Origin of the sequence: Chryseobacterium gregarium DSM 19109 (assembly GCF_000430845.1) — a bacterium.
Lineage (GTDB): Bacteria > Bacteroidota > Bacteroidia > Flavobacteriales > Weeksellaceae > Chryseobacterium > Chryseobacterium gregarium.
On sequence record NZ_AUMU01000035.1, the window covers coordinates 1 to 5,487 of the forward strand.

At 37.0% G+C, this 5,487-nt stretch carries 4 protein-coding genes, 1 tRNA gene and 1 pseudogene; 3 read left to right on the forward strand and 3 right to left on the reverse strand.

All coding sequences use genetic code 11. The annotated features are described in order from the left end of the window. Positions 1 to 22 precede the first annotated feature (22 nt). Positions 23 to 93: transfer RNA gene (locus H561_RS0120065), tRNA-Gln, on the reverse strand. A gap of 97 nt (positions 94 to 190) precedes the next feature. Between H561_RS0120065 and H561_RS0120070 the strand changes: the two genes are divergently transcribed. From H561_RS0120070 to H561_RS0120080, 3 genes are all read left to right on the forward strand, one after another. After that, positions 191 to 1,222, forward strand: coding sequence for an AMP-binding protein (locus tag H561_RS0120070; RefSeq protein WP_027388600.1), 1,032 nt, complete (start codon positions 191 to 193; stop codon positions 1,220 to 1,222). Positions 1,223 to 1,313: 91 nt separating this feature from the next. Continuing rightward, positions 1,314 to 1,706: an alternative ribosome rescue aminoacyl-tRNA hydrolase ArfB gene (arfB, locus tag H561_RS0120075; protein WP_027388601.1), complete on the forward strand. Its 393-nt coding sequence runs from the start codon at positions 1,314 to 1,316 to the stop codon at positions 1,704 to 1,706. Between the two features lie 231 nt (positions 1,707 to 1,937). Beyond that, positions 1,938 to 2,909, forward strand: a complete 972-nt coding sequence (locus tag H561_RS0120080) for a deoxyhypusine synthase family protein (protein ID WP_027388602.1) — start codon at positions 1,938 to 1,940, stop codon at positions 2,907 to 2,909. Positions 2,910 to 3,170: 261 nt separating this feature from the next. Here the strand turns inward: H561_RS0120080 and H561_RS24200 are convergent, their stop codons facing one another. Together H561_RS24200 and H561_RS22975 are read right to left on the reverse strand one after the other, a co-directional pair. After that, the gene (locus tag H561_RS24200) at positions 3,171 to 3,317 is read right to left on the reverse strand and encodes a hypothetical protein (RefSeq protein ID WP_170207318.1); all 147 of its coding nucleotides are present in this window, start codon (positions 3,315 to 3,317) and stop codon (positions 3,171 to 3,173) included. Between the two features lie 199 nt (positions 3,318 to 3,516). Beyond that, positions 3,517 to 4,307: pseudogene (locus H561_RS22975) on the reverse strand (glucose 1-dehydrogenase). Positions 4,308 to 5,487 lie beyond the last annotated feature (1,180 nt).

Sequence of the window (5,487 nt, forward strand, 5' to 3'; positions counted from 1 at the left end):
ACCCTTGGAAAAGGATGGTTTGTAGACCCACAGGGATTCGAACCCCAACTGATGGTACCAAAAACCAGAGTGCTACCGTTACACCATGGGTCTGTCTTGTTTAGTGGTGCAAATTTAAAGCTTTTTTCTCTATTTGCAAATCATTTTTTAATTTTTCTTTAAATTTACACTTCATTTTAAGGTAGAAAATATGCTGGTCAACTTCAATAATCTCGAAATTAATAATTTACATCCTCAGACGGAATTTGAAAAAAAAGTGATTTTTTTTTTAAAAGAATGGTTTTCGAATGATAAAACGGTAAAAGTACAGACTTCAGGTTCTACAGGGAATCCGAAAGTTTTTGACATTGAGAAAAAGAAAATGCTCAGTTCTGCTGCAATGACCTGTGATTTTCTGGGTTTGAAAGCAGGGGATACGGCATTGATTTGCCTCCCTGTAGAATATATTTCCGGAAAAATGATGGTGGTACGGGCTTTTGAAAGAAAATTAAATCTTATCATTGCCGAACCGTCATTAAAACCTTTGGAAAATTTAGACACTGAAATTGAATTTTGTGCGATGACACCTTTGCAGGTTGACAATTCTTTAGATAAAATTCATTGTATTAAAAATTTAATTATCGGGGGAGCTGCAGTTTCGGAATCTTTAAAAGTAAAAATAACTCAAACACTTCAACAATCAAAAACTCCGACAAAAATTTACGAGACCTACGGAATGTCTGAAACACTCTCTCACATTGCGCTGAAAGAGATTTATCCAAATCCTGATGACTTTTTTACTGTTCTTGAAAATGTTTCTGTTTCTAAAGACGAAAGAGGTTGCCTTAAAATTTTCGCGCCTAATTTGAATGCTGAAATATTGCAGACCAATGATCTGGTTGAAATGAGAAATGGCAATCAATTCAGATTTTTAGGGAGAATAGACAATGTGATTAACTCCGGCGGAGCCAAAATATTTCCTGAAGAACTGGAAGCTTTAGTTAAAAAAGAAATTTCGAACGAAGTCGTTTTTTTAGGATTGGAGGATGAAAGCTTGGGACAAAAACTGATTGCTGTTATTGAAGGAGCTGAATCTGAATTTGTAAATCAAAAGCTATCGACCATCCAATACCTGCTAAAATTTCACAAGCCAAAAGAAGTTATCTTTATCAATGAAATTCCAAGAACACTGAATGGGAAGGTGAATAGGCTAGAACTTAGGAAAATGATAGAGAGCAAATGATTTTAAACTCACAAAACCACCCCGTCTCAAGTTTCGAAAGAAAATTGATTCACCTCTCCGGAGGAGGGGAATTTGATAATACATAATTCATATGAAGGATTTTACCAAAGAACTGAATTTTAAAACTTCCCGCAGCAGCGGGGCAGGCGGACAAAACGTGAATAAAGTGGAAACTGCCGTTACCGTTACCTGGAAAGTTTCAGATTCTGAGTTTTTCAATGAAAGGCAGAAAAGTCTGATCTCAGAAAAACTAAAAAACAGAATTAATCTGGAAGGATTTTTATTTCTGAGTGTTTCCGAAAGCAGAACTCAGCTTCAAAATAAGAAAATTGCCATAGAGAAAATCTTAGAATTGGTTGATAAGGCTTTAATTATCCCAAAATTCAGGGCAAAAACCAAACCGACGAGATCTTCTGTTGAGAGACGTATTGAACAGAAAAAACAACATTCCGGTAAAAAAGAAAACAGACGTTTTAAGTTTTAGGATTATTTGAATTGAAGACTGCTCTGCGTAAGGGATAGCAGAGGAAATCCTTTTTGTTCAGAATCGGGAAAGGCGTGGAACAAAAAGATTGGAACGAATAGCCCGACCCGGGATGCCGGCAAAAAGCTTTGGCGAGGGATACTCCCAAATAATTTTCAAAAACGCTGTCAACTTTTCACTTCCATCTTCCCGCTTCCAACATCTTTCATTATCTTTGCCAAAATTATCATAATGAACAAACCGATTACCGAATTCATAGAAAAATATTACCTTCACTTTAATGCGGCAGCGCTGGTGGATGCTTCCAAAGGCTATGTCGCCCACCTGAAAGAAGGCGGAAAGATGATGATCACTTTGGCTGGGGCAATGTCTACCGCTGAATTAGGAAAAATTTTGGCTGAAATGATCCGTCAGGATAAAGTAGATTTTATCTCTTGTACAGGGGCAAACCTTGAAGAAGATTTGATGAACCTGGTGGCGCATTCTCACTACGAAAGAGTTCCTCATTACAGGGATCTGACGGCTCAGGATGAGTGGGATTTGTTGGAAAGAGGCTTAAACAGGGTAACAGATACCTGTATTCCTGAAGAAGAAGCTTTCAGAAGACTGCAGAAGCACATCGTTGAAATATGGAAAGATGCTGAAGCCAAAGGCGAAAGATATTTTCCGCATGAATTTATGTACAAAATGATTCTGTCAGGCGTTTTGGAGCAGTATTATGAAATCCCGAGAGAAAATTCCTGGATGATTGCAGCAGCAGAGAAAAACCTTCCGATCGTTGTTCCGGGATGGGAAGATTCCACCATGGGAAATATTTTCGCTTCTTACTGTATCAAAGGTGAACTGACGGCTACAACGATGAAATCAGGTATTGAATACATGACCTATCTGGCAGACTGGTACACGAAAAACTCAGCAGGAAAAGGCGTTGGTTTCTTCCAGATTGGTGGAGGTATCGCAGGAGATTTCCCGATCTGTGTGGTTCCGATGCTGTATCAGGATATGGAAATGCATGATATTCCGTTCTGGTCATATTTCTGTCAAATTTCGGATTCAACGACTTCTTACGGTTCTTATTCCGGAGCGGTACCAAACGAAAAAATTACCTGGGGTAAACTGGATATCACGACACCGAAATTTATCGTTGAAAGTGATGCTACCATTTGTGCACCATTGATGTTCTCTTATATTTTAGAAAATTAATAAAAAGCAGGAAGACAGAAGTCTATAGCTTCAAGTTATATAAAACGTTCCAAATTTTGGGACGTTTTTTTATGTCTTGAAGGCGTGAAAATATATTGATGCCCAATAGCAAAATTATTTATGAATTCGTTTTTTGAATTATGACATGTCCCTCTCCGAAGCAAATCCAAGGGTCGGGCCAGGCTTCTGCAGGCTCCACTTCGTTCCGGTGTTGTGCACCGCGTGCTTCGTCCGCTCCTTCCATATCCCTCACGCAGTTCGTCAATCCAGAGAATTGGTCAGCACAAAATAACGATACGCCAAAATACCTTTCTGCACTTTAGTCAGTTTTGTCGGATCTTTATCACTCAGCTTGGGTAAAATAGCCTTATTGATTTTATTAAGTAATCTGAAAATGGACTTTTTCATAACTTTTTGATTTAGATAAAACAAATCATTCAAAAATTATGCAGTTTTGTATAAGCTGGAAGTTAGCTATCGAAGCTGGCTGGAAGTTGTATATTGGAATTTTGTAAGACCTAAAAACAAAAATTGTCCTCAATGTTGAAGACAATTTTTATATTAATGCTCAAGGCAAAAAGCTAGAAGCCATTCGCCACTAGCACTTCTATGGATTTCCGTACATATTCGATTCTCCACCATCAATGGCGATAACCTGTCCTGAAACATATCCGTTTTCATCACTTAGAAGATAAGCAACTAAATTTCCTACATCTTTTGGATCGCCTAATCTTCTGGTGGGATTTCTTGATGCATATTCTTTTTCTGCCGCTTTCGGATCTGCCGGATTTACCTGATTGAAAGCTTCAGCAACCATCGGTGTCAGAATCGCGCCTGGAGCGATGGCATTGGTTAAGATATTGTCTTTGCCATATTCTAAGGCTGCATTTTAGTCATTCCTGCTACCACATGTTTAGTGGCAACATAAGCGGTTTGATTCAGAACGCCTCTTATTCCTCCGACAGAAGCTACGTTGACGATTCTTCCGCCGCCGTTTTTTTGCAGTTCGGGAATGACATATTTCATTCCGTAATACACTCCCAACAAATTGATGTCGATTACTTTTTTAAATACGTCAATATCATATTCAACTAGTGGAGCTTGTTTCCCTTCGATTCCTGCATTGTTGTATAATCCGTCAACCTTCCCGAATTCTTTCACGGTTTGGTCAACATAGTTTTTTACATTTTCTTCCAATGAAACGTCTGCAGTCACAGTAAGAAATTTACTTTTCGGATATTTTGCTTCTAGTTCAGCCTTTGCTTTTTCTAAAGCTTCATCATTATAATCTACTAAGGTAATATTTGCTCCTTTTGAAGATAAAATATCTGCAGCGGCAAGTCCTAAACCCATTCCTGCTCCTGTTACTATAATCACTTTCCCTTTTAAATTTGCCATGATTTTAATATTTAATTCATTGCTTCAATTTACAACAATCATACCCTTGTCAAAATTGATGTATGATAATGTTTTGCCACACTGAGTGAAAATTTTAGAATAACACTTTTTTGAACTTTAAAATTAAGGGTCTTAACTATTGGAAATACAAAAAGGATTATGGGATTTCTCTTATGAAACAAAAAAAATCAGATCCCCTCCTATGAAGTACTCAAAAACGATATAATAGAATAAGTATAGTTCTTCATATTACTATTTGAAAAGGGTGTAACTCCCAAGCATGCTTTATGGAATCATTAACAGTATTTATGTAAGTGGGAAAGAATTTAACGGTATCTTGTTCCCATGATTTGACTATGTAGAAAGAAACTTTAAATTATAAAACGTTTTTCAGCAGTTATCTTCGAATCATTACTAATCCTCTGTTGCTATCAGGTTTGCTTTTGACGAAGCTTCTTATCAGTAATATTATCATGATCTTCCACAGTTATGTTTACAACTATCATCATTATCCCCGCATAAAAATTCCCCTCCTTTGGAGGGGTGGGAAAAATCCGGAGGATTTTTGCCGGGGTGGTTTTAAGCAAGCCTTATATATAATATGTTTTTAATATGATGGACGATCAAACCTCATAGGTTTTTAAAACCTATGAGGTTTCCAAAGTTCCATTAAGCCATTGATTAAACAGGATTATTCATAACACCGATGCAGCGATCTGTAAAATAATCATCAGTCAAAATCCATCATATAATAACCATTACTTAATAATCATTCCGGTAATCCCCATTTATAAGTAATGACTATTATTCAACCCTCATTAAAGAGGTCTTTTCGATCCCTTAATCGCTGCTAAACCTCGGAAAATCCTCAGCAGATCACATTTTATCGATCTTCTGTTAATGCTTATAGGGTTTATTTGTTTATTGTGGATAACTCTGATTGGCCTTCTAACGCTAGGTTAATCAATAATATAAGCTATTATTTCCCCACAAAATAGGGTTTGCTATGAATTTTATGTTAAGTATATTTGGAAGGTAATGCAGGAGTTTCTATCTTTGCCCCACTGAAAACGAGAGTATGTCAGTAGCGCAGGAGAGCTTTTAGATAAGCATGGAATTAAAAACTAATCATCTACCTTATAGGATTGCTTCTGGCAATTATATAAGTAACAGATCAGGA